Consider the following 22,985-nt stretch of genomic DNA (forward strand, 5'->3'; position numbering starts at 1 on the left):
TCAGCTTCAGCAGAATACGCATTTCCGGTTGAACTTCGAACTGTTCCAATGATCGGCGATTTTGTCGTAGTTATTTGCTTGATCTATGGGATTCATCTTTATGCCTAACGCCCCAACCATGGGCGGATTGAGCAGGCTAAGATAAGGAGCGGAGCGACGAAAGCCTGCGAAAAGCCGTCCACGTGAGTTGGTTTGTTAGCACTCAAAGCCTAGTTCCGCGCGCATAGTTTTGATGATTTTGTTTCTGGTATTTACCAGCGCCACGCCCAATTCAGTCATCCGGGTTTTACTAGGTGTCTCAAAGTTGAACTGACCAGTAGCGAATGAGTCTGGCGTTAGGCAGGTTCTAAGTTCTTCTAGCATTTGAGGCTGAAGATTCATCATGTTTTGATACGTTCCCTCAAACTCATCGAGCAACACTGTTAACTCGTTACTGCAAACTATTCTAAGGCTAACAAGTTCGTTGGTGGCCTTTTGAAAGCCCTCGTTGATATCTTTGGTGAAGGCGTTCAGCGTTTGCTGATACTCCACCATCGCCTCTGGGGAAGAATTTGACTCGTATAACTTGCGTGAAGCATTGGGCAGTGTTTCCGATAAATACTTGTCATAATCTTGCCCCGCTAGACGCGCAGCTTCTTCCATTTTCTTAAAATACCCTTGGTACTCTTCCTTACGGGTATCAAAGAGTTTTTCCTCTCTTTCGCGTTTTACTTTGTATTTGTGCAGCAATAATGGGAAAAGCCCAGACGATAGCAAGACCATGAATGCTGGAATTATGTACTTTGGCTCTATCCACATTGATGCAGTTGAGCATGCTTCCTCAATAGCCAAATATTCCTCCTGAGTGCTAACGTTTAGATAACTGGAATCATTCCTTGTTTAAACACGGAAGACTTCCTCTTTTTTTTGTAGCATGTTTAGTCCGTCTGCACCACCTGCCATACCGGTTCTCTGGTGTTGCGCGCAATTTTCTGCTGATGAAAAGCGGTAAAGTTCCTCTTTTTTGCTGTTATCAGGAAGTTGGTCTATAACTGTATTAATATACAGCATGCGGGCATACTGTGATGGCAAAATCCCTCTCTCTTCAGTCTGCGGCAGAGCAGATGTGTATTCATCGTGACGCAGGGCGAACCATTAACACTTATATCTGATAGAACAGTAGTTTCGCCATTTGCACCAGATGCACTGCCCCTTACAGATAGTTGATATGAAAGTGGAAGCGTATCTGAATTATCTGGGAAACAAAGGGGGCAGAATTTGCTGACTCGACAGCCGAGGCGATGCGCGTTCCCACCTTATTCCATGCATAAAAAAGCCCGCAATATTGCGGGCTTCTTAACGTTACTGCATTTAACAGCGCTAGCTTTTGGCTTTGCTGCCTGTACTGGCAGACTTATTGCCGGTTGACGATGAACGACGGGTGGTCGTTTTACGCTGTGTCGAACTACCGGAGCCAGCGCTTTTGGTTTTCGCCGACGTGGCACGGTCTGGTGCTTTGGTAGAACGGGTACTGTTGCTGCTGGTGCTACTGCTAGTACCACTAACGCTTGATTTTTTAGCCGCGGCGGCTTTGGTTGCCGCAGCCTTTTTGGCCTGCTCTGCTTTTTTAGCCTGCTCAGCTTTTTTCTGTTCCTGCTCTACATTGGCAACCAGCGCTTCTAACGTATTTAATGCCTGATCCAGTTTATTGGTGGCACTTTCAAGCTGCTGTTGGCCAGGATTAAGGCTGGCACGAATGGCGTTTAATCGCTGATTCAGCCACTCGGGTAACTGCAAACGTTTCTTCAGGTCTGCTTCTACCAACTGGCCACGGCTTACCAGACTGTCCATGGTCGAGCCGGTGCCTTCAACCAGTCGATCGATTTTATCTGCCGCCACATCCCGACTGGTGTCATATCCACCCAGGCCTGCCAACCAGGTATTGCGTCCGCTTTTCTCGACTTTCTTGACTGTTTTCACCATGACTCTCCTTTTTAAGATCGGTATTGGTCACCTCTGCCTGTGAGCAGGGTGACCATAATATTCAGGCCATTCCCTGGCATATCGTCCTTACAACGATTGCCTTACGCCTTGTTTTGCTTCTCGGCCAGTGTTGCCACTGCCGCAGTCAGAGCGTCAATGCGGGCAGAAAGCTCGTCGACTTTCTGTTCCATTTCCGGCTTGTCCAGACCCAATTTCTGGCGAACTTCGGCAACACGGGCTTCCACATTGGTTTTGGCCTTGATTTTACCTTTTGCTTCAGTTTCCAGTTTGGTGCCTTTAACCACCAGCTCATCAAACATTTTTGATGCGTCGGCGTTCAGTTTTTCGTAACGACCCTGCACTTCGTCCAGGCTCTTACCGTAAGCACCGAGGCCTGCCAGCCAGATTTTGCGGGCAAAGTCTTCGGCGTCATTTACTGTGTTTTTAATGCTGTCTAGTTTAGTCATTGTTTCGCTCCGTTATGTATCGACGCTGCTAAGATTACGCCGGTAAATTAGAAACCGCATACTAACTGAACGATTTTTATTCTGAGGCATGCTGTTAACTGACAGCACTTTGATATTTAAGTGTTTTTTATTTCTTCTTAAGAAAGGAATAAGCACTGGGACCGCTCCTCGTTTGTAACATTCTTTTTCAGTCAGGGAACTGTGATGCAAACAAAGCCTCCAATGCCCCTGAATTTGGCACTAATCTCCGCATTCACCTTGGAAACAGTGCAAGTGACCCCATAACCACTGACTAGCAGACTGTGTTTAACGCATGATCAAAGCAGAGAATGCGGCGCAATGCATCGTTTAAGCAAAACAAGATTTGGAAGGGCAATGGCAGTAGAACAATTCAAACAACTTCAGACCTATCTTGATGCCCAGGTACTGGGCCAATCTACGCTCACAAGAAATATTCTGATTGCCCTGCTGGCAGACGGCCACCTGTTGGTAGAAGGTCCGCCCGGGCTGGCTAAAACCCGGGCCGTAAACGCTCTGGCCACCGGTATTGAAGGTGATTTTCACCGCGTTCAGTTTACCCCGGACTTGTTACCAGCCGACCTGACAGGTACCGATATCTATCGCCCGGAAGACGGTAGCTTCGTTTTTCAGAAAGGTCCGCTGTTTCATAATCTTGTACTGGCCGATGAGATCAACCGTGCCCCGGCCAAGGTTCAGTCGGCATTACTGGAGGCCATGGCGGAGCGTCAGATCACCGTAGGTAACAAAACCTATCCGTTGCCTGAGCTGTTTCTGGTTATGGCGACACAAAACCCCATTGAGCAGGAAGGTACCTACCCGCTGCCGGAAGCGCAGTTAGACCGCTTTTTAATGCATCTGGAAATTGACTATCCGGGTGCTGAAACAGAATTAGAGATACTGCGCCTGACCCGCAACGAGGCCCTGCACCTTAAACAGGTGGCGGCCCCGAATCTGCGCCAGCAGGATATCTTTGCTGCACGCGAAGAAGTACTGCAGATTCATCTGGCCGAAGCGCTGGAGAATTATCTGGTGCAACTGATTATGGCCACCCGGACACCCCAGAAGCTGGATCAGGAGCTGGCTGGCTGGATTGAATTTGGTGCCAGCCCCCGCGCAACTATCTCTTTGGATCGCTGTGCCCGCGCTCACGCCTGGCTGCTGGGCCGTGATTTCGTCGGCCCCGATGATATACAGGCGGTTTTCAGTAATGTTCTGCGCCATCGGTTATTACTCAGTTATGACGCCGAAGCGCAGGGGATTACCACCAATCAGGTACTGGCCCGGATCCTGGAACTGGTACCGGTACCCTAGGAGCAGGCAGTGCAGGATATCACCCACTGGCTGAACCGCCATCATACCGACGGCGTTAATCTGGCATTGGACGAATTGCTCTATTATCAGGGCAAAACCGCCATGCTGGATCTCAAGCCGCGCAAAACCATACAGTCAAAACTGGCCGGAACCTATCTGGCCAAAACCCGTGGGCGAGGGATGGAATTCGACGAGGCCCGCCATTATCAACCCGGTGACGATATACGCGCCATTGACTGGCGGGTAACAGCCAGAACGGGTAAGACGCACACTAAGCTCTACCGGGAAGAAAAAGAAAGGCCTATCTTTGTGCTGACCGATCTCAGTGCCAGCATGCACTTCGGTACCCGCTTCGTGTTTAAATCCGTACAGGCTGCACATTTGAGCGCCCTGATTGCCTGGGCGGCGCGGAAGCGGGGAGATCGTATCGGTGGGCTGATTTACAATCAAAGCGAGCATCTTGAATACAAGCCGATGACCCGGCAAAAAGCCGTTCTGTCACTACTTAACGGCCTGTTACGGCTGCATCCGCAACAGACTGAGCAGCCTGCGCAAATCAGTTTTGCCGAATCCTGTGCCCGAATGCGGCGAATGGCTCACCCCGGAAGCCTGATCTTTCTGATCAGTGATTTCAGCCAGTTTGATGAGCAGGCCCGCCAGCATTTATTTCAGCTAAGCCGCCACTGTGAACTGGTGGCCTACCCTATCAGCGATCCATTTGAACATGAATTACCGCAAGTGCGTGTACCTCAGGATGTCAGTATTACTGATGGCAACCGCACCCGCAGCCTGACGCTGGGTGAAACAACCACGGCGCAGACATACAAAGAGCGGCACCAGCAGCAGCTTGAACATATCCATACTCAGCTCAGGCAATGTCGTTGCCAGGTATTGCCCATCAGTGCAGGGCTGTCGCTGGAACAGCAGTTAGGGGGTAAATTATGACCCCATCACCACTGGAACAGCTCAAAGACATACATCTGCCCGAGCCAGTCAGTTGGTGGCCGCCAGCACCCGGTTGGTGGATCCTGGCTCTGCTCAGCCTGGCGTTGATCATAACCGCCGTGCGCTGGCTGATAAGACGCTATCGCTATCGTGCAGCCATACGTGAAGCTCTTACGGAGCTTGAGCAAATCAGTGAAACTGACAACCACTGGCCACAACAACTGAATGCCTTGCTCAAGCGTCTGACGCTGAGTTATTTTCCACGGGCACAGACTGCATCCTTGCATCAGCAACAGTGGCTTGACTTTCTGGGCTCAAAATTACCAGAGAAAAAGCGGCAACATTTTATTCAGCAATATCAGCATGTGCTGGACTCGCTTTACCAGTCGGGTTCAGCCAAATTAACCATCACAGCGGGTAAAGCGTTAGTCAGTGATTGGATCCGTCAGGCATTGCCACCTTCGAAAAAGGAGGCCCGCGATGTTTGAATTTGCCTGGTTATGGGTACTGTTGGCTCTGCCCCTGCCCTTATTGATAAGAATACTGCCGTCCCGTAAGAAAGTGCAGACTGCGGCACTGAGGGTGCCCCGGGTAGACAATGATTTACCTGGCGTAAAATCCGCGTCCGGTCAGGGCACTGCAAGTTTAATACTGGCATCGGTTGCCTGGATCTGCCTGGTGCTCGCTGCGGCGCGTCCGCAGTGGCTGGGCGAACCCATTAACATTCCTGCCAAGGGGCGTGATCTGATGATTGCGGTGGACCTTTCCGGCAGTATGAAAGTCGAAGATATGGTGGTAAACGGCCAACAGGTAGACCGGCTGCGAATGATTAAACACGTACTCGGAGATTTTATTCAGCGCCGCGTAGGGGATCGTCTTGGACTGATTCTTTTCGCCGATACTGCTTATCAACAGGCTCCGCTGACCTACGACAGAGAAACTGTTGTCCAGTTGCTCGATGAGACTGTCATAGGGCTGGTCGGTGATCAGACTGCCATCGGTGATGCCATTGGCCTGGCGGTCAAGCGCTTCGAAGCAAGGCAGGAGTCTAACCGTATTCTGATCCTGCTTACCGATGGTCAGAACACCGCAGGAAATATCAGCCCCGAACAGGCCAATGAACTGGCGATCGCTAACGATGTGACCATCTACCCCATTGGTGTCGGAGCCGACCAGATGCTGGTGCAGAGTCTGTTTGGTAATCGGCGCGTCAACCCTTCTGCCGAGCTGGATGAAGATATGCTGACTCAACTGGCAGAAAGTACCGGCGGCCGCTATTTCCGTGCCCGGGATACCCAAAGCCTGGAGGCCATTTATGCGCGCCTTGATGAGCTTGAGCCGATTGCCCGTGAAAGCAGGCAAATGCGCCCTCAAACTGCACTATTTTACTATCCGTTAGCATTGGCATTGTTGCTTAGCGCACTGCTTTGTCTGCCGCCTGTCTGGCACTGGTTAAGACATTCAGGGAGGGCTCGGGCATGATGTGGTTAAATGAATTGCACTTTCTGCGCCCCTGGTGGCTGCTTACTCTGGTGCCGCTAGCGCTGCTGTTTATTGTGCTGCATTATCTGAATCGGCATCGGAGTGGCTGGCAGCAAGTGCTTGCACCCCATTTGTACCAACACCTGCTGAGCACACAGGGCGGCATTAAAAATCGCCCGCCGCTGTATCTGCTGGCTATCGGCTGGTTACTGGCCAGTGTTGCGCTGGCCGGTCCCACGTGGGAACGCTTACCTCAGCCGGTGTACCAGCTACATACCGGAAAAGTGGTGATTATGGATATGTCGTTTTCCATGCGAGCCACCGATATCAAACCCGACCGTCTGACAAGGGCCAGATACAAAGCCATTGATTTGATTAAACAAATCACCGAAGGGGAAACCGGTCTCGTGGCCTACGCCGGCGATGCCTATGTCATCAGCCCGCTCAGCAGTGACAGCGAAACCCTGATCAGCCTTATACCGGCCCTGTCGCCGGAAATCATGCCGCTTCCCGGCAGTGACCCACAAAGTGGCCTGCAACTGGCGGTAGAGCTGTTGCAAAGTGCCGGGTATCAGGAAGGGGAAATATTCTGGATCACCGATGGTGTGGAGATGTCGCAGATCGCGCCTCTGAGCAGATTGATCAACCAAAGCAATTACCGCCTTTCCGTACTCGGTGTCGGTACTGAAGATGGTGCTCCTATCAGCTTACAAAATGGCAAATTAATGAAGGACGGCAGTGGCAGCATTGTGATCCCTAAACTGGAGACCTCTGATTTGCAGCTTATCGCACGACAAGGCGGGGGTGTATTTACTGCACTTCGCCCGGATAACGGCGACATCGACACACTGATCAATCAGTCCTTGCTGGGCAGAGACAAAGCCGAACAGGAGCAGGAAGAAGATCATCAGGGTGACCAGTGGTACGAAGCCGGCCCCTATCTGCTACTCATTCTGTTACCACTGGCCGCCTATGGGTTTCGTCGCGGTCTTATGAGTGTGGCCATACTCTGCCTGCTGCTGCCAGGGTTTTATGTTCCCAAAGCACAGGCGGGTCTGTGGGACGATCTCTGGCAGCGCCCGGATCAACAGGGGCAACAAGCCTTTAACAATGAACAATACGATGCCGCCGCCAGTCAGTTTAACGACCCCTTGTGGCGCGGCAGCGCCCATTACCGGGAAGGTGACTACGCGGCGGCTTTAGAAGCCTTTTCTCAGAGCCAGAGCCCACAGGCGTGGTACAACCGGGGTAACGCCCTGGCCAGACTGGGAGAACTGGATCAGGCCATTGAAGCTTATGAAAAAGCCCTGGAGGCTGATCCTGATCACGAGGATGCCCGCTTTAATAAAAAACTGCTGGAACAACAGAAGCAACAACAACAACAGGATCAGCAATCTTCAGATCAGCAGCAGGATTCAGAACAAAATCAGCAACAGGATGAGAGCCAGCAGGGCGATAATCAGAACCAGCAAGGCCAGCAGGATCAGCAACAATCGGATGATCAGCAACAATCCGATGATCAACAGCAGGGTGAACAACAGTCTGAATCTGAACCGGAACAACAGGACCAGCAAGAACAAGCGCAACAAGAACAAGCTGACAAAGAAGACGAGTCGGCTGAACAGGAAAATGACAATCAACAGCAACAGGCCCAGGAGCAGCCGCTTAGTGACGAAGAACGTGAACAGCAGCAACGGCTTGAAAAGCTGTTACGCAGAGTTCCTGATGACCCGGCTTACCTGCTCAAACGCAAAATGATGCTGGAAAACCAGCAACGTCGTCGTCAATCTTTACCCAACAGATTACAAAGGAATTGGTAATGCAGAATTTCACCCGACCAATCAAATCTTACTGGGTCATGCTGATCGCCTGGTCATTAATGGCTTTGCCGGCCCTGGCGGATGTTACCGAAGTAACGGCAAGCGTGGATAAAAACCCGGCGATGGTGGATGAAGCCATTATTCTGGAGGTGTCCGCCAATGATGTGGTAGACAACAATCTGTTTGATTCCTCGGTGTTGCTCAAGGATTTCGTTGTCGGGCGTACATCGGTCAGTACCCAGACCCAGATCATCAATTTCGACATGACCCGAACCACCCGCTGGACGACCAGATTGATACCCCGTGAGCCCGGCCGTTATACCATTCCGGCTTTCGAGATTGCCGGCCAGCGTTCTGAGCCAATAGAGCTGATGGTATTGCCGGCCAGTCAGGCCACGGCCAATCAGGCCAGGGACATCTATATTGAGACCGAAGTGGATCTGAACAAGGTGTATTTGCAACAACAGATTCACTATGTGGCGAAGCTGTATTTATCCAGAGATCTGCAACGAGGCAGCCTCACTGCTCCAAAACTGGAGAATGCCGATATACGCCAGATCGGCAAGGACAAGGAATATACAGAAATCTCCAAAGGTCAGCGCTACCGTGTGATAGAGCGGCGTTTCGCGATTATTCCCCAGTCCAGCGGAACGTTTACCATCGAAGGGCCTATCTTCGATGGTGAAATCACCCAGTCCGGCAATCGCTCCTATGGCTTTTTTAACCAGTCGAAGCCCGTCAGCCGGGTCGGTCAGGCCATTGACATAGAGGTTTTGCCTATGCCGGACAATTACCAGCCACACTGGTTACCCAGCGAATACGTTGAGTTGCATCAGGAGTGGCAAGGTGCCGGTGAGCAGTACAAGGTAGGGGAACCCATTACCCGCATCCTGACGCTTACCGCGCTGGGTGTGGTAGAAGAGCAGCTGCCCGAAATAAACAGCCAGTACCCGGATGAGTTTAAGAGCTATCCGGACCAGGCCAGCACCAGCACAGTGGAAAAGGATGATACCTTAGTGGCTCAGCGCCAGGAAACCATAGCCATTATTCCAACCCGGGCGGGCGAATTAACCATCCCCCAGGTCAGGGTTGCCTGGTTTAACACGCTGACAAAGAAAACCGAATATGCCACCTTGCCTGAGCAGACATTGACGATAGCGCCGGCAGAGGTCACCCCGGGCACCGCCACCCCAACTCCGGCCCCGGCAGAAACAACTGTCGAAGATCCCCGTGGAGTTGATGAGGAACCTCAGCGCGATGGGCTTTCACCCGGGCTCCGTTCCGTGAATGACTCAGACTCCACAAACTGGTGGTCTGTCGCCACTATCCTGCTACTGGCCTTATGGCTATTGACCCTGCTACTCTGGTGGTGGAAAAGCCGTCATAAACAGACTAAGACTAAAGCTAAACCTAAGGCCGTCGGTGCAGAGAATGAAAAAAATCTGTGGCAGCAATTACAGCAGGCTGTAAAGCGCAAAGACAGCCAGGCAGTGATTACAGCATTGACACCCTGGCTGCGCTGTCACTTAGGTATTCAGGGCAATCTGGCCGATTGCCAGCAGCGACTGCAGGATGATGCTCTGAACGAGCAGATTAACCTGCTTCTCGCCAGCCGTTACGGCAAGATCCAGAATAACTGGCAGGCCGATAAACTGATCGCTTTATTGCACAAACACCGTAAAGCATCAGGAAAATCAAAATCCAGACCCGGCCACCAACTGGTGTCATTAAATATTGAATAACAATAAGAACAACATAAACAGGACCAGTATTATGCAGCATAGACAAATATTTCAGGCCAGTTTAATCGCACTGGCTATCGCCGGCTGTAGCCCGGCTCAGGAGTCACAAAAGCCGGCAACGGCTGAGAAGGTGCAACAGCAACAAAGTGAATCAGAGCGTCTGGCGAACTTTTTTGAACAGAGCTTTAAACAGGATCTTGAGCGCGCGCCCATGCGTCAGAGCTACCTGGGGATTAAGTGGGATTATGATAAATGGAACGATATCTCACAGCAGCACGAAGAAGAAACCGCCAGACTGCTCAAAGAACGCATGGCTACCCTGGAAAGCTTTGATACAGAGAAACTCAGCGATCAGGAAAAGTTGAGCTATCAGGTTTACAAAACAGACGTTAAGCGCAAGCTGGCTAATGACAAATTTCGCTATCATACCTATATCATGGATCAGTTCCGCGCCTGGCACACAACGGTACCGAGCTTTCTGATCAACATTCATAGTGTTAAAACTCTGGATGATGCCGAAGCGTATATCGCCCGCCTCAACGGCGTTGAATCACTGTTTAATCAGGTGATTGATCAGTTAAGAATCCGTCAGGAGCTGGGTGTGTTTCCACCTACTTGGTCTTATGACCAGATGATTGATGCCGCGAAAAATGTGATAACAGGTGCGCCCTTTGTCGGGATGGACAAATCATCCACTATCTGGAATGACTTCCAGAACAAAGTGGCCAGGCTGGATATTGGTGAAACCGAAACCCAGGATTTGCTTGAACAGGCCAGAACAGCCTTAATCACTAAGGTCAGGCCGGCTTATGAGAAGTTGATTGATGAACTGGCCCGGCAGCGGCAACTCTCACCTGAAGGTGATGGTGTCTGGCGTTTGCCTGATGGCGACAAGTGGTATAAAAACCGTCTGCAATGGTTCACTACTACCGATCTTAACGCCGATGAAGTGCATCAGATTGGCCTGGATAATGTCGCGCGGATCCATAATCTGATGCGCGAAATTATGCAGCAGGTGGAATTTGACGGTAACTTAAGCGAATTCTTCGAGTTTATGCGTACCGACGAGCAGTTTTACTACCCTGCCACTCCAGAAGGCCGTAGCCGCTATCTTTCAGAAGCCAAAGCCCTGATCGACACCATGGAACAAAAAATCCCTGAATATTTCGGCTTGCTGCCAGAGGCTGATATGGTCGTCAAGCGGGTAGAGGAATTCAGAGAAAAATCTGCAGGTAAAGCGTTTTATCAGAGCCCCGCCAAAGATGGCAGCCGGCCAGGCACCTATTATGCAAACCTGTATAATATGAGAGACATGCCTACCTATCAGATGGAAGCGCTGGCCTATCATGAAGGTATTCCGGGCCATCATATGCAACGTGCTATTGCACAAGAGCTGGAAGGTATTCCTGAATTCCAGAAATATGTATCGTTCACTGCTTATACCGAAGGCTGGGGACTGTATACCGAAGAACTCGCCAAAGACATGGGCTTTTATGAAGACCCCTACTCTGACTTCGGTCGTCTGGCCATGGAACTATGGCGGGCCTGTCGTCTGGTAGTGGATACTGGCATCCACGCGAAGAGATGGACTCGCGAGGAAGCGATTGATTATCTGATTAAAAATACCCCTAACCCGGCAGGCGATGCCACTAAAGCAATTGAGCGCTACATTGCCATGCCCGGCCAGGCTACGGCCTATATGATCGGCAAGCTGAAGATTATGGAACTTCGCCAATGGGCAATGGATGAGTTAGGTGATGACTTTGACTACCGGGGCTTTCACGATGAAATACTCAAAGATGGTCCGGTACCCATGAGTATCCTGGAAAGCAAGATCCGTAACTGGGTGGCAGAAGTCAAACAAGCCTGAAGTAAATAAAAAATTGAAAGTCCGGCAAACGCCGGACTTTTTTGTATTTATACTGGTACCACGCACTTTAAGTAGCAAAACATTATGTTTTTACGAAAGCAAAGCCCCTCCCCCCCGGTCAATACAGACATGATAAGCAAACAGAAACGCTACGAGACTCTGGTGCAGGCCATGCATAGTGATATCTATCGCTACGCATACTGGCTGGTGGGCAACAAGGCCATTGCTGAGGATATTACTCAGGAAACCTTTTTACGTGCCTGGAAGTCACTGGACTCCCTGAACGATGAGAAAGCCGCTAAATCCTGGCTGATCACCATATTGCGTCGCGAAAATGCCCGCCGCTTCGAGCGTAAGCAGTTTGATCTGGTGGATATGGATGATGTGGCCCTTTGTGATGGCGGACCAGATCATGATACTCAACTGGAACACCAGGAGCTGCACAAGCTGATGAGCGGGCTGAGCGAGGAATACCGCGAGCCTCTGATTCTGCAAATCATGTTTGGCTTTAGCGGTGATGAAATTGCAGCACAGCTGACACTGAACAAAAACACCGTAATGACCCGACTATTCCGGGCCAGAAATCAGATTAAAGAGGCCTTGGAAAGTAGTGAAAAGACAAGAGGGCGTAACAATGGATGATTTAGAATTCCGCCGTACCATTTATGCCGACCCCTATTGTGACAGAGACGATGTCAAACAGGCTGCCGGGAACGATCCTGCAAAGCAGCAATTCTGGGATGAAATGAAGCGACTGGATAAAGCTCTGAAAAATACGGCAAAAGTTCCGGTGCCTGACGGTCTGGCACAACGCGTATTGCTAAAGCAGTCTATGCAAGCCCATAAGCAGCAACAGGTAAAGCGCCGCTGGCACTTGTCTATCGCCGCATCAGTGATTTTCATGCTGGGTGTGAGTTTTACCTTATGGCAACAACAGGACGTGGATTTGTCAAAACATGCGCTGGCCCATGTTTACCATGATGCGGGCGCACTGCAGGTAGACGAGAATGTGCCTCTTGAACAGGTGAACGCCAAGCTGGCGAGTTTTGGCGGCCAGTTTACCGACGATATCGGTAAGGTTTATTACGCTAACTTCTGTGACTTTAACCGGGTCAAAAGCCTGCACATGGTGATTGAGGGTGAACATGGTAAAGTCACGGTGTTTGTCGTACCCCATAAAGACAACCAGAAACTGCAGCAACAATTTAACGACGAACGCTATCAGGGCCGGGGGATGGCACTGCAACAGGCAAGTCTGATAATGGTGGGAGCCAATCAGCAGTCATTGCAAAAAATCCAGAATAAACTGCAAAGCCGGTTATTGTTCGCGGCCTGATACACAGCACGTTAATCACAAAGAACAAAGAGGTTGATCATTTAAGTTATCAGCTTTCAGTCCACAGCCATCAGTTCGAAAACTGAAGACTGATAGCTGATAACTTTTCTGAAAACCTCTTTGCCTTGTTCAACGAAGACAGAGAACTTACATTTTCTCCATGGTTTCAATCCCAAGCAGTTCCAGACCTGTTTTCAGAGTTCTGGCGGTCAGACTGGCAAGCAATAACCGGCTCTGGCGCAGCTCTGCAGCCACATCGGTTTTGAGGATTGGACAGGCCTCGTAGAAGGTCATAAACAGACTCGCCAAATCAAACAGGTAGCTGCATAAAACATGGGGGGCAGCGTCTTTTTCAACCTGCTGCAGGGCCTCGATAAACTGCATTAACTGTACCGCCAGCGCACGCTCCTGAGGCTCGCTAATTATTAACTCACCGTTAATCCCTTCCTGAGCGACTCCGGCCTTGCGAAAAATACTCTGCACCCTGGTATAAGCGTACTGCAAATACGGCGCGGTATTGCCCTCAAAACTGAGCATGGTATCCCAGTCAAAAATATAATCGGTGGTACGGTTTTTACTTAAATCGGCATATTTGACTGCACCAATGCCGACTTTACGCACAATTTCTGCGCGCTGCTGATCATTAAGCTCTGAGTCTCTTGAGGCTAGCAGCGTTGCCGAGCGTTGTACCGCTTCATCCAGCAAATCGGCCAGCTTGATGGTAGCGCCACTGCGCGTTTTAAATGGCTTGCCATCTTTACCCAGCATCATCCCAAAAGGGCAATGCTCATAGGTGGTGCTTTCACGCAACAGACCGGCTCTGCGCCCCACAATTTCAGTTTGTCTGAAATGCAGTGCCTGACGGGCATCGGTGAAGATCAATATGCGGTCGGCATCTAAATCGAATGAGCGATAACGCATCGCGGCCAGATCCGTAGTGGAATACAAATAACCGCCACCGGATTTCTGAATAATATAGACCGCCGGTTTGCCTTCTTTATCAGCCAGTTCAGGTAAAAACACCACCTGAGCCCCCTGGTCTTCCACCGCAATATTTGCTTCCTTCAACTGCGCCACAATACCTGCCAGCTCTTTGTTATAGGTACTTTCGCCCATAATATCGCCGCGGCTGAGTGTCACATTGAGTTTTTGGTAAACCTCTTCACTGTGGGCAATAGAAACGTCGATAAACTTTTGCCATAACTGACTGCACTGGGTGTCGCCACCTTGCAGCCGCACCACATATTCGCGGGCCCGGTCGGCAAAGCCCTGTTCTTCATCAAACCGGATTTTGGCCTCACGGTAGAAATCCTCCAGATCTGACAGTGCCGTTTCCGCCACCTGATCCGAGGCCAGCTTGTCGCTCAGATGAGCCAGTAACATGCCAAACTGAGTGCCCCAATCTCCCATATGGTTCTGACGAATGACCTTATGCCCCATAAACTCCAGGGTCCGGACCACAGCGTCACCGATAATGGTGGAACGCAAATGGCCCACGTGCATTTCTTTGGCCAGGTTGGGTGAGGAATAATCCACTACGATGGTTTGCGGTGTTTCTTTATCGATGCCCAGGTGTTCGTGCACAAGCGCATCACCCAGTTTTTGAGCCAGCCACTGTGGACGCAAATGAATATTAATAAAACCGGGACCGGCTACCTCCAGTTTTGCCACCATATCGTCAAGCTCAACGGCGCTGAGGATCTGCTCTGCAATATCTCTTGGCTTTTGTTTCAACGCCTTCGCCAGTGCCATGGCACCGTTAAACTGGTAATCACCAAACTCAGGGCGGGTACTGCGGGTCAAAGGCAGGTTAGTGTCTTTGGGCGCATCAATCTTACCCAATGCCTGCTTAAATCTGTCCAGTAATAGCTGTTGTATATTCATCGTTAAGTTCAACTCTTTTTTCACCACAGAGGCACAAAGAACACGGAGGTGGAGAACCGTTTTTCAGGTTTATGTGAAAACTGCATCAACATTCATTCCCAACGCCCTCTGTGCCCTCCGTGACTCTGTGGTTAGATGTTAATGTTCGCGGGTTTGTACAAACTTAATATCAGGATGGCGTTCCTGTGCCAGTGACAAGTTGACCATCGTCGGCGCAATGTAGGTCAGGTTATCGCCACCATCCAGCGCCAGATTCGCCTCGGCTTTGCGTTTAAACTCATCGAGTTTCTTCGCGTCATCACAATATATCCAGCGGGCGGTACTGACATTCACCGGCTCGTAAATAGCTTCCACCTTGTATTCGGCTTTAAGCCTGGCCACGACTACATCAAACTGCAACACGCCCACTGCACCCACGATCAAATCGTTGTTCTGCATGGGTCTGAATACCTGTACGGCACCCTCTTCAGCCAGCTGAATCAATCCTTTCAGTAATTGCTTCTGCTTGAGTGGATCGCGCAGACGGATACGTTTAAACAATTCGGGCGCAAAGTTAGGAATACCGGTGAATTTCAGCATTTCACCTTCACTGAAGGTATCGCCAATCTGAATCGAACCATGATTGTGTAAACCGATGATGTCTCCTGCATAGGCGGTATCCAGCGCTTCACGATCACCGGCCATAAAGGTCAGTGCGTCGGAAATCCGCACATCCTTGCCGATACGGCTCTGGAACAACTTCATGCCTTTTTCAAAGGTGCCTGAAACAATCCGACAAAAGGCAATACGGTCGCGGTGTTTGGGGTCCATATTAGCCTGAATCTTAAACACAAAGCCGCTGAATTTTTCTTCTTCGACAGAAACTTCACGCTGAGCAGCCGCTCGGTTGAGGGGACGCGGCGCCCATTCCACCAGCCCATCGAGCATATGATCCACGCCAAAGTTACCCAAAGCGGTACCGAAAAACACCGGCGACAGTTCACCGCGCAAAAACTCTTGCTGGTCAAACTCATGGGATGCCCCCTGAACCAGTTCCAGTACCTCACGTAACTCCTGGGCATAACTGCCGATAGCCTCGTCCAGTTCCGGATTATCCAGCCCCTTTATTATGCGGCTGTCCTGCATGGTGTGGCCCTGGCCGGTCTGGTACAAAATGGTTTCATCACGAAGCAGGTGGTAAACCCCTTTGAATTCCTTGCCCATGCCGATGGGCCAGGTAATGGGTGCACACTTAATTTTCAGCACCTCTTCCACTTCATCCAGCAATTCCACCGGGTCACGGGTGTCACGATCAAGCTTGTTCATAAAGGTGATAATGGGCGTATCACGCAATCGGGTCACTTCCATCAGTTTGATGGTACGGGCTTCAACCCCTTTAGCCGAATCGATTACCATCAGACAGGAGTCCACCGCTGTCAGGGTCCGATAGGTATCTTCTGAGAAGTCTTCGTGCCCGGGCGTATCCAGCAGGTTCACCAGATGGTCATGGTAAGGGAACTGCATCACCGAGGTGGTAACAGAAATGCCTCGTTCTTTCTCCATTTCCATCCAGTCTGATTTGGCATGTTGACCGGACTTCTTACCTTTTACCGTACCCGCCTTTTGCAGGGCTTTACCGAACAATAAGACTTTTTCCGTAATGGTGGTTTTACCGGCATCGGGATGCGATATGATGGCAAAGGTTCTGCGCTTATTAAGTTGTTCAAGATAGCTTTTACTGGCCACGTTACTCTCTGTTGATGTTGCTGTGCCAGATTCTCTGGCAGCGGTCAGAAATGGAAATCATATGGTCACGGATTGTAGCCGAATAGTTGTTCTGTGTCGCCCCTGAGCTTGACCAATAATCGCTGCAACAGACAAGTCTGACCCGTGGAAGACGCTGTAGCTGCCGGCCGCTAAAGTATCGTGATACTTTAATACACAGTCGGAGTGATCTAAAAACTCATCAGGCGCATAATTGACAGCCACAAAGCGGTCGAAGGAATGAAACAAATGGAAAGTTTTGATAGTCAGCAACTACAGTACTTTTTCGAACAACTCTGGCGAACATCCGATGAACCATTCTGGATCTGTAAACCGGTTGCGGATGACTTTGAAATGGTGATGGCTAACCAGGCCGCTTTGAATATCGAGCCAGCACAGCAGCCCGGCACGTTGCTTAGTGAAATTGCGGGACAAGGGCCGGAGTGGAACGAGTTAATAGCCAACTATCATCGTTGCCTTAACAGTGGCCAGACTCAGATTGTTGCACAGCGCCCCAGACTCAAGGGTAAAAAATTCTATTTCGAGGCCATATTAGTCCCTATCCTCGACAATTCTGGCAAAGTCACACATATCTGGGGCACAGCCCGCAACCTTACCCGCTTTATGGAAGTGCAGGACGAACTGCAAACGCTGAATAACCAGTTGGAACAGAAGGTGGCCGAACGCACGCAGGCGCTGCATCAGGCTATGGCCAGACTGGAGCATCAGTCATATACCGATTCCCTCACCGGCCTGTCAAATCGAAGACGCTTTAATCAGGTTCTGGAGTTGGAAGTATCAAGACTAACCCGGAGCAATGGCACACTGTCGCTGATGATGCTGGATATTGATGATTTTAAACAGTTTAATGACACCTACGGGCATCCTACAGGTGATAGCTGTCTCGCGCAGATTGGTGGCTTGCTGCATCATGCGATAAAACGTCCCACCGACCTGGCTTGCCGATATGGCGGCGAAGAGTTTGTCATTATTTTACCGGACACCACCGTTGAAGGGGCGCATAAACTGGCTGAAGATATCCGCGAAGCGCTGTCAACACTCAGCATTAATCATAATGGCACGGCGATAAACGAAAACATCACCATGAGTATAGGGTTAGTCAGCTGCGCACTTCAGGAACAGAGTCAGCTGAAAGATGTGATAAACACCGCAGATTTACTTCTGTACCAGGCCAAATCCAGGGGCAAAGATACTCTGGTTTTTAGTGATAAAATTATCACCGGAAAGAGCGAATGACTCTGGCCAGACAGCACGTTGGCCGCTGACAGAATGTCACAGCTGCGCAAATGAATATTTCATAATCAGCGCATCTTCGCGGCCTTCTGCACAGGGATAGTAATTTTTACGCCTTTCGATAAGTTCAAATCCGGTTTTATGATAGAGATGAATAGCGCCCTGATTAGACACCCTTACCTCCAGCCAGATTTCTTCGATATTCTTTTCCCGGCATTGAGAAAAAAAATGCTTCAGCAACAGATAGGACATCCCCTGCCCCCTGGCTGAAGGGGCAAGGCCGATATCCATCAGTGTGGCTTCCCTGAGCACCTGCAGGCCCACGTAAAAGCCTATCAACTGCTCATTGGCGGTCAGTTGCCAGGCGAAATACGGTGGTGCCAGACAACTGGCGAAGGTGGAGCGAGACCAGGGATAAGAATGACAGGCACATTGCAAATGAAACGCACCGTCATAGTTGTGGCTATGGATCTGGCTGAACGTCAAAGGTGCTGTTGTAATAGCTGCCATAGCTGTCTTTTGAGTTCGGGGCTGTGAGCTAATATCTGCGGCGTGGGAGCACAGAGTGTATTACCATCAAAGCTGAGCGTATCACCAATCTGCCACTGCCATTCCTCTGTTCGCTGCTGCGATTTCAGCGCCAGCTGAATATCTTTAAACATCGGGTGCTGATTATCCACCATTTCACACGGATTCGGTGCTGACACCGCTGCCGGCATCTTATCAGAGTCTGTGTGATTATCAGTTAAAGGCCGATCGGCTTCAGGTTGACTCGCTGGCGATGTCGCTGCAATCGGCGGCTCCTGCTCCGGGCGCTCAGATGGAGCTGAAACTGCAGCCGTTTGGCTCAGCGACTCGTCACGGGAAAAGGCCAGGTGTTCGGGCGAACGCAATTGCCACTGAACAATACCGAGTTCAGTCAGAATCGCTTGTTGATAGGAACTTAAGGCTTTCATCTGATAAAGCTTACCATGAAGTGTTCAGGTCAAAGAATAAAAACAACAGCACAAAACCGGGGACCTTGCAGGCATGCGACCGCCAGGGAGGGCGGAAGTGCAGGTTATGCAGGAGCACCATGGCGTATGGAACACCATGGAACAGCTTTAGCTGGCCTGCGAAGCAGGTGAGTTACAGGGAAGTAGCTTATAATCACCAGCCCGTCCATCCATGGACATAAAAAAATCTGCGATTGAGGCAGGTTTCTTGAAAGCTGGCAGGGGTGGAGGGACTCGAACCCCCAACCATCGGTTTTGGAGACCGCTGTTCTACCAATTGGAACTACACCCCTGCAATGGAGGCAGAATTATACCCATGCACAACCAAAGGTAAAGAAAATTCCCTGTGATGAGTTTCGATCGCACAAAAGTTAATCACCCGTCTGTTCCCTGCCAGCTTCAGCGGCCAGATACCATAGTTCCGAGGTCAGTTCTGCCAGCGGTAACATCGTCTGAGTCTGTAGCCAAAGCGCGAGGCTGTCCTGCTCCATTGCACTGGCATAGCGTTCGACCAGCGCTCGCGCATAGCGATCATCCAGCTGATTAACCAGAACCGCACAGGCCAGATCAAATTCAGCCACCGAGCGGGCCTGATACTCCCAGTCCAGCACCATACCCTGGGGCTCAATACAAATATGAGCAAAGGCCAGATCATGGTGACAAAAGGTGTTTTTAGATAGTGCCCGCCAGTGCCGCTCATACTTCGCCACGTTATTATACAATGCACCGCAGCTTATTCTGGCGAGCTTAAGATATCGGCTCCAGTCTGATATCAGATCCAGTTCAGGGCAATGAACAGGTTGTTGATGGATACGTGCCATGCGCCCGGCCAGTATCAGCACTTTCTCATCAGTGCTGACATCAATATCCTCTAGGGTTTTAAAGTCCTGCCAGGCTTCCAGCACAAATTCACCGGTTTCAGAAAAATACACAGGCTCAGCCGCCAGCCCGGCCGTAGCCAGTTGTTTCTGCATGGCAAAAAGGGCCCGGCGGTCTAGCCGGGTTGGCGTGTTTTTAGCAAAACATTTTAAAAAATAACGGTGATTACCTGCCTGTAATTCATAGCTACTATTTATTGCGCCGCATGGCAGTGCCTTAAGCTGAAAATCCGTGCCGATAAAATCCAGCAGACGCAATTCAGCGCTGACAGCTTCAGGCAGCATAGGGGCTTGGCGACTGATTCAGGTAACTGCCGCGCCATTTGATATAGCCATACACGGCAAAACCGAAATAGCCCAGGAATAAAACGGCAGTGAGCAATAATCCCGACTGCCAATACAACCATGCAGCCAGCATATTGATGACAATCCAGTATAGCCAGTTCTCCAGCACTTTCTGCGTAACCAGATAAGTGGTAAACAGGCTGAATACGGTCACCAGCGCATCCACATACAAAAACTGTGCATTGAAATACGGGCGCAGCACACCTGCCAGTAAAATCGAAATCAGCAATAGTGTTACCACAGCAACCAGATGGTAGGCCAGAGGGCGCGTTGTTACTTCTTTTTCGCCATTGTCATTGTCATTGTTAGCTAACGCACGCCAGTGCCACCAGCCATACACTGCCATCCCAAGATAATACACATTCAATACCGTCTGTAATGGCAACGTGTGCTCCCAGAATAACCAGCTGTAGATGGCCGTACTGACCAGTGCGCAGGGCCAGCACCAGATATTTTGTCTGGCAGCCAGCCATACATACGCCAGAGCCAAAACCACAGCGATAATTTCCCAGCCCGACTGACTGGCCCACTGGCTGGCCAGTAACGCCATTGTGTCGCTCACTGGCCGCTACCCATGGCATCGCCATTTAAGAATTTACACACAAAAATGGCCTGGCCAATTTCCTGATGGCTGCGCTGCATCTCTTTGGCCAGAATCTCCATGGTGGGGAGATAATCGCCACTGACCCGGGTACTGGTCATGCTGGTGTCCACCTCCAGTTGCGGATACTGATTCAAGCGTTCAATAAAGTTCTGGATCGGCGCAATATATTTTTCCGCCAACGGATACAGCGATATCTCCGCTACCAGTTTGTTTGCCTGATTGTTTTGCATTGCTCTTCCTTAAAATAAATAGTCCAGACTGATACCCAGCATACGGCCGTCACCGAACTGATAGTAGGGTTTGGGGATCTCATAATACTCACGGGGATCATTGCTGAAACCGCCGAATCCACGTACCTGATATTCACGGTCGAAGATATTGCGCCCCCACACTGAAAGAGTCCAGTCCTGCTGTGAGTAGGACAAACGGCTGTTTACCAGTACGGAACTGTCAGAGCGCTCATCATGGCCATCAGAAAAATAGAAACTGTCTTTACCATCGGCCTCAATATGCCAGCGCAGGCTGTCAGTGATATCCCAGTCCAGCCCCAGATTAAAGGTATAACGGGGGGCCTGGGCCTGATCTCGCTCTTCCACATAAGAGCCATCGGCGCGATCATAGCCCTCGAATGTAGCCCGCAGCCAGCCGACGTTTGCAAATACACTTAATGAAGAATGGAGCTGCCATTCTGTTTCCAGTTCCAGACCGTAATTGGTGCCATTGTCCGCGTTATCAATAATATCGATAAAAGTGGCGGAACCGTCGTCTCTGTACTGCAGATCGTAATCGCTGATTTGGGTATCTTTGCGCTCCATATAAAACGCCGCCAGACGCACATGGCCATTGTCCGTATTACCTTTTACGCCAATCTCATAATTCCAGTTGTATTCAGGAGAAAACAGTCGCTGTTCCTCACTCACCCGCTCGTCGGGATTAAAACCACTGGCTTTATAACCACGATAAATACCGGCATATACCATTGCTCCGCTGGCTACAGAATGGTCCAGCACCAACTTACCGCCAACAATGGTATCTTCAAGAGATTCAGTGAAACCGGCGTTGTTATGGTAGTCAATGCGAAAACGATCGATCCGTAACCCTGCGGTCAGGCGGGTGCTGTGATTAAAATGCGTACGGGTCTGTGCATAAAAGGCCAGGTTATCAGGCTGATAGGTGCTCTGAAAATCGTTCTCGGCATAGGTATACTGGCGCAGCAAGTCTTCATCAACGGATTTGCCATACAGGCCCAAGACCCAGTCGGTGGTACCAGTAAAAAGCCGGGAACTGTCATCGGAGATAGCCCGTAGCTCCAGAGATTTGGTGTCACGCTGGCGATAATAGGCATCGAAGGAGCTGTACTCCCAGGGATGAAAACCTACATAGGTCCAGTCTTCATCATAGCCATAATCAATATCCGAATCGGACAGCGCGCCGATAGCCAACAGCCGCCCCCAGGACAGTTGCCAGTCGGCCTTCAGGCTCAGCGCATCGGATTCCTGACGGTCAAAGCCAGGTTCATCGGAGCGGGTTTTATCATCGTTATCCAGTGAAAAGGCATCGTAGCCATTGTCGATATCAAAGTACTGGTAATTCAAATCCAGACTCAGATCTTCGCTTGCCTGCCAGGCCAGTTTGATTCTGGATGTCAGCTCGTCGCGATTGCCGGTGTCATCCCGATCCAGATGGATGTTTTCAATAAAGCCATCACTTTTATATTGCTGCAGTGCCACCCGGTAGGCCAGCTTGTCAGTAAGATCGCCGCCATGAGCCACACCGGCCGACCAGGTGTTGTGCTCGGCCAGACTCAGACTCAGGCGCGAAGCCTGATCTGCACCTGCCGGTGTAGTCTGGATCTTGATCGCACCGGCCAGAGCATTGGCGCCAAATTCGGTGGCCTGAGGGCCTTTTAATACTTCAACCTGCTGCACATCAAACAGAGTGCCGATGGCGGCAACACCGGAAAAATCCACATCATCCACCACCACACCGACTGATGGATTAACGGGTTCAGAAAACTGGCTGCGCTCACCGATACCGCGGATCTGCACATAACGACCGCGGGAAGCACCGGAGGCAAAGTTGACATTGGGGGCCACATTCAGGATCTGTTCAAGATGCTGGGCCTGACGCTCGGTAATCTGCTGCTGACCAATGACTGAAATGCTGGACGGCACCACCTGTAGATTTTGCGCATTGAAATCAGACGTAACCAGAATATGTTCAAGGCCGGTAGCTTCGTCGCTGCTCGTCTGTGCGTTAGCAGAAAAAGCCAGTGCCACGGCCAGATATAGAGTGTTTTTTACTGTTGTCATTCAGGGATCTTCTC

22 protein-coding genes and 1 tRNA gene are annotated in these 22,985 nt (G+C 50.5%); 10 read left to right on the forward strand and 13 right to left on the reverse strand.

Annotation, left to right across the window (positions count from 1 at the left end; translation table 11 throughout):
- Positions 1 to 195: 195 nt before the first annotated feature.
- The 4 genes from CDA54_RS04715 to CDA54_RS04725 all read right to left on the reverse strand — a co-directional run bounded on the left by CDA54_RS04715 (position 196) and on the right by CDA54_RS04725 (position 2,429).
- A complete protein-coding gene (locus tag CDA54_RS04715; RefSeq protein ID WP_099033867.1) occupies positions 196 to 831 on the reverse strand; it encodes an ATP-binding protein in 636 nt (211 codons plus the stop codon).
- Between the two features lie 48 nt (positions 832 to 879).
- Positions 880 to 1,071, reverse strand: a complete 192-nt coding sequence (locus tag CDA54_RS19550; RefSeq protein ID WP_180237113.1) for a hypothetical protein — start codon at positions 1,069 to 1,071, stop codon at positions 880 to 882.
- A 288-nt stretch (positions 1,072 to 1,359) separates the two neighbouring features.
- On the reverse strand, positions 1,360 to 1,959 hold the full coding sequence (locus CDA54_RS04720) for a hypothetical protein (RefSeq protein ID WP_180237114.1): 600 nt from the start codon (positions 1,957 to 1,959) through the stop codon (positions 1,360 to 1,362).
- A gap of 104 nt (positions 1,960 to 2,063) precedes the next feature.
- The gene (locus CDA54_RS04725; protein WP_099033869.1) at positions 2,064 to 2,429 is read right to left on the reverse strand and encodes a phasin-related domain-containing protein; all 366 of its coding nucleotides are present in this window, start codon (positions 2,427 to 2,429) and stop codon (positions 2,064 to 2,066) included.
- A gap of 375 nt (positions 2,430 to 2,804) precedes the next feature.
- On the opposite strand from CDA54_RS04725, the gene CDA54_RS04730 reads away from it, so the two are divergent.
- From CDA54_RS04730 to CDA54_RS04770, 9 genes are all read left to right on the forward strand, one after another.
- On the forward strand, positions 2,805 to 3,761 hold the full coding sequence (locus tag CDA54_RS04730) for an AAA family ATPase (RefSeq protein ID WP_099033870.1): 957 nt from the start codon (positions 2,805 to 2,807) through the stop codon (positions 3,759 to 3,761).
- A gap of 9 nt (positions 3,762 to 3,770) precedes the next feature.
- Positions 3,771 to 4,706, forward strand: a complete 936-nt coding sequence (locus CDA54_RS04735) for a DUF58 domain-containing protein (RefSeq protein WP_099033871.1) — start codon at positions 3,771 to 3,773, stop codon at positions 4,704 to 4,706.
- Positions 4,703 to 5,194 (forward strand): DUF4381 domain-containing protein, encoded by a 492-nt coding sequence (locus CDA54_RS04740; RefSeq protein WP_099033872.1) that lies wholly within the window; start codon positions 4,703 to 4,705, stop codon positions 5,192 to 5,194. The genes CDA54_RS04735 and CDA54_RS04740 overlap by 4 nt, the downstream gene beginning before the upstream one ends.
- On the forward strand, positions 5,187 to 6,188 hold the full coding sequence (locus tag CDA54_RS04745) for a vWA domain-containing protein (RefSeq protein ID WP_099033873.1): 1,002 nt from the start codon (positions 5,187 to 5,189) through the stop codon (positions 6,186 to 6,188). Before CDA54_RS04740 ends, CDA54_RS04745 begins: the two co-directional genes overlap by 8 nt.
- Positions 6,185 to 8,008 (forward strand): VWA domain-containing protein, encoded by a 1,824-nt coding sequence (locus tag CDA54_RS04750; RefSeq protein WP_099033874.1) that lies wholly within the window; start codon positions 6,185 to 6,187, stop codon positions 8,006 to 8,008. The genes CDA54_RS04745 and CDA54_RS04750 overlap by 4 nt, the downstream gene beginning before the upstream one ends.
- Positions 8,008 to 9,750, forward strand: a complete 1,743-nt coding sequence (locus CDA54_RS04755) for a BatD family protein (protein WP_099033875.1) — start codon at positions 8,008 to 8,010, stop codon at positions 9,748 to 9,750. Before CDA54_RS04750 ends, CDA54_RS04755 begins: the two co-directional genes overlap by 1 nt.
- A gap of 31 nt (positions 9,751 to 9,781) precedes the next feature.
- On the forward strand, positions 9,782 to 11,620 hold the full coding sequence (locus tag CDA54_RS04760; RefSeq protein WP_099033876.1) for a DUF885 domain-containing protein: 1,839 nt from the start codon (positions 9,782 to 9,784) through the stop codon (positions 11,618 to 11,620).
- A gap of 84 nt (positions 11,621 to 11,704) precedes the next feature.
- The gene (locus CDA54_RS04765) at positions 11,705 to 12,262 is read left to right on the forward strand and encodes a sigma-70 family RNA polymerase sigma factor (protein ID WP_099033877.1); all 558 of its coding nucleotides are present in this window, start codon (positions 11,705 to 11,707) and stop codon (positions 12,260 to 12,262) included.
- Positions 12,255 to 12,956, forward strand: coding sequence for a DUF3379 domain-containing protein (locus tag CDA54_RS04770; RefSeq protein WP_099033878.1), 702 nt, complete (start codon positions 12,255 to 12,257; stop codon positions 12,954 to 12,956). Before CDA54_RS04765 ends, CDA54_RS04770 begins: the two co-directional genes overlap by 8 nt.
- A gap of 147 nt (positions 12,957 to 13,103) precedes the next feature.
- Here the strand turns inward: CDA54_RS04770 and argS are convergent, their stop codons facing one another.
- Positions 13,104 to 14,840, reverse strand: a complete 1,737-nt coding sequence (gene argS, locus CDA54_RS04775; protein ID WP_099033879.1) for an arginine--tRNA ligase — start codon at positions 14,838 to 14,840, stop codon at positions 13,104 to 13,106.
- Between the two features lie 138 nt (positions 14,841 to 14,978).
- Positions 14,979 to 16,565 (reverse strand): peptide chain release factor 3, encoded by a 1,587-nt coding sequence (gene prfC, locus CDA54_RS04780; protein WP_099033880.1) that lies wholly within the window; start codon positions 16,563 to 16,565, stop codon positions 14,979 to 14,981.
- Between the two features lie 267 nt (positions 16,566 to 16,832).
- On the opposite strand from prfC, the gene CDA54_RS04785 reads away from it, so the two are divergent.
- Positions 16,833 to 17,840: a sensor domain-containing diguanylate cyclase gene (locus CDA54_RS04785; protein WP_180237115.1), complete on the forward strand. Its 1,008-nt coding sequence runs from the start codon at positions 16,833 to 16,835 to the stop codon at positions 17,838 to 17,840.
- A 36-nt stretch (positions 17,841 to 17,876) separates the two neighbouring features.
- Here CDA54_RS04785 and rimI read toward each other — a convergent pair whose 3' ends face one another.
- From rimI to CDA54_RS04820, 7 genes are all read right to left on the reverse strand, one after another.
- Positions 17,877 to 18,347 carry a ribosomal protein S18-alanine N-acetyltransferase gene (rimI, locus tag CDA54_RS04790; RefSeq protein ID WP_099033882.1) on the reverse strand — a complete coding sequence of 157 codons (471 nt, stop codon included), beginning with the start codon at positions 18,345 to 18,347 and terminating at the stop codon, positions 17,877 to 17,879.
- Positions 18,320 to 18,793 (reverse strand): hypothetical protein, encoded by a 474-nt coding sequence (locus CDA54_RS04795; RefSeq protein WP_099033883.1) that lies wholly within the window; start codon positions 18,791 to 18,793, stop codon positions 18,320 to 18,322. Before CDA54_RS04795 ends, rimI begins: the two co-directional genes overlap by 28 nt.
- 255 nt (positions 18,794 to 19,048) lie before the next feature.
- Positions 19,049 to 19,125, reverse strand: a tRNA-Trp gene (locus tag CDA54_RS04800).
- 78 nt (positions 19,126 to 19,203) lie between these two features.
- Positions 19,204 to 19,995, reverse strand: a complete 792-nt coding sequence (locus CDA54_RS04805) for a phosphotransferase (protein WP_099033884.1) — start codon at positions 19,993 to 19,995, stop codon at positions 19,204 to 19,206.
- Positions 19,985 to 20,617 (reverse strand): nicotinamide riboside transporter PnuC, encoded by a 633-nt coding sequence (gene pnuC / locus CDA54_RS04810; protein ID WP_229748062.1) that lies wholly within the window; start codon positions 20,615 to 20,617, stop codon positions 19,985 to 19,987. Before pnuC ends, CDA54_RS04805 begins: the two co-directional genes overlap by 11 nt.
- The gene (locus CDA54_RS04815; RefSeq protein WP_099033886.1) at positions 20,614 to 20,889 is read right to left on the reverse strand and encodes a hypothetical protein; all 276 of its coding nucleotides are present in this window, start codon (positions 20,887 to 20,889) and stop codon (positions 20,614 to 20,616) included. The genes pnuC and CDA54_RS04815 overlap by 4 nt, the downstream gene beginning before the upstream one ends.
- Positions 20,890 to 20,898: 9 nt before the next feature.
- On the reverse strand, positions 20,899 to 22,971 hold the full coding sequence (locus tag CDA54_RS04820) for a TonB-dependent receptor (protein WP_099033887.1): 2,073 nt from the start codon (positions 22,969 to 22,971) through the stop codon (positions 20,899 to 20,901).
- Positions 22,972 to 22,985: the final 14 nt, after the last annotated feature.

The sequence above is a fragment of the Lacimicrobium alkaliphilum genome, assembly GCF_002591895.1.
GTDB lineage: Bacteria > Pseudomonadota > Gammaproteobacteria > Enterobacterales > Alteromonadaceae > Lacimicrobium > Lacimicrobium alkaliphilum.

What these genes read in the sequence shown, in the direction of transcription:
- CDA54_RS04785 (WP_180237115.1), top strand. Translation starts at nt 16,833, where the DNA reads ATGGAAAGTTTTGATAGTCAGCAACTACAGTACTTTTTCGAACAACTC.
- rimI (WP_099033882.1), bottom strand. Translation starts at nt 18,347, where the DNA reads ATGGCAGCTATTACAACAGCACCTTTGACGTTCAGCCAGATCCATAGC.
- CDA54_RS04805 (WP_099033884.1), bottom strand. Translation starts at nt 19,995, where the DNA reads ATGCTGCCTGAAGCTGTCAGCGCTGAATTGCGTCTGCTGGATTTTATC.
- CDA54_RS04725 (WP_099033869.1), bottom strand. Translation starts at nt 2,429, where the DNA reads ATGACTAAACTAGACAGCATTAAAAACACAGTAAATGACGCCGAAGAC.
- CDA54_RS04750 (WP_099033874.1), top strand. Translation starts at nt 6,185, where the DNA reads ATGATGTGGTTAAATGAATTGCACTTTCTGCGCCCCTGGTGGCTGCTT.
- CDA54_RS04815 (WP_099033886.1), bottom strand. Translation starts at nt 20,889, where the DNA reads ATGCAAAACAATCAGGCAAACAAACTGGTAGCGGAGATATCGCTGTAT.
- CDA54_RS04820 (WP_099033887.1), bottom strand. Translation starts at nt 22,971, where the DNA reads ATGACAACAGTAAAAAACACTCTATATCTGGCCGTGGCACTGGCTTTT.
- CDA54_RS04765 (WP_099033877.1), top strand. Translation starts at nt 11,705, where the DNA reads ATGTTTTTACGAAAGCAAAGCCCCTCCCCCCCGGTCAATACAGACATG.
- CDA54_RS04745 (WP_099033873.1), top strand. Translation starts at nt 5,187, where the DNA reads ATGTTTGAATTTGCCTGGTTATGGGTACTGTTGGCTCTGCCCCTGCCC.
- CDA54_RS04770 (WP_099033878.1), top strand. Translation starts at nt 12,255, where the DNA reads ATGGATGATTTAGAATTCCGCCGTACCATTTATGCCGACCCCTATTGT.
- CDA54_RS04740 (WP_099033872.1), top strand. Translation starts at nt 4,703, where the DNA reads ATGACCCCATCACCACTGGAACAGCTCAAAGACATACATCTGCCCGAG.
- CDA54_RS04755 (WP_099033875.1), top strand. Translation starts at nt 8,008, where the DNA reads ATGCAGAATTTCACCCGACCAATCAAATCTTACTGGGTCATGCTGATC.
- argS (WP_099033879.1), bottom strand. Translation starts at nt 14,840, where the DNA reads ATGAATATACAACAGCTATTACTGGACAGATTTAAGCAGGCATTGGGT.
- CDA54_RS04730 (WP_099033870.1), top strand. Translation starts at nt 2,805, where the DNA reads ATGGCAGTAGAACAATTCAAACAACTTCAGACCTATCTTGATGCCCAG.
- CDA54_RS04795 (WP_099033883.1), bottom strand. Translation starts at nt 18,793, where the DNA reads ATGAAAGCCTTAAGTTCCTATCAACAAGCGATTCTGACTGAACTCGGT.
- CDA54_RS04760 (WP_099033876.1), top strand. Translation starts at nt 9,782, where the DNA reads ATGCAGCATAGACAAATATTTCAGGCCAGTTTAATCGCACTGGCTATC.